The following is a 429-nucleotide window of genomic DNA, read 5'->3' as shown; positions in this document are numbered from 1 at the left end:
ACCGAGTCCAAGTGGGGGAAGACAACAGCCACCATGTCAGCGTCACACAGGGCCAACGGTGACACCCAGACGCGAAATCCGTAGCCAATGACACACCGTCAGTTACCACAGAAATCTTGGCAGAACCACTCTAAGTGTGGAAACGATCACTATGGGTAAATGAGTCAAGTAGATCATCTTAACGCTTCGGGGGGAGCGTCCATCATGACGAACACACGGGGATCATCAGCTCTGACCACCAGTTTCACACCAGAGCACGAGCAGGCGGGAAGCTTGGCACGGGCTGCTCATCATGGCGGGGAAAAAATCCCCCCATCGTGACGGCGAGGTCCCGTTGCGGGACCTGCTCGGCGATCAGGTGCTGGACCTGCTGCTGGAGCGCTCGAAAGACGGCAAGGGCGGCCTGCGGCTGACCGGCGACGGCTCGAT

The 429-nt window shown here is 58.7% G+C and carries 1 pseudogene; it reads left to right on the top strand.

Annotation, left to right across the window (positions count from 1 at the left end):
• Positions 1-273: 273 nt before the first annotated feature.
• Positions 274-429: pseudogene (locus E1267_RS48170) on the top strand (IS256 family transposase); the annotation flags it as partial.

Origin of the sequence: Nonomuraea longispora (assembly GCF_004348345.1) — a bacterium.
GTDB classification, from domain to species: domain Bacteria; phylum Actinomycetota; class Actinomycetes; order Streptosporangiales; family Streptosporangiaceae; genus Nonomuraea; species Nonomuraea longispora.
The sequence above is the reverse complement of the archived record's forward strand: the minus strand, read 5'-3'. Positions and strand labels throughout refer to the sequence as shown.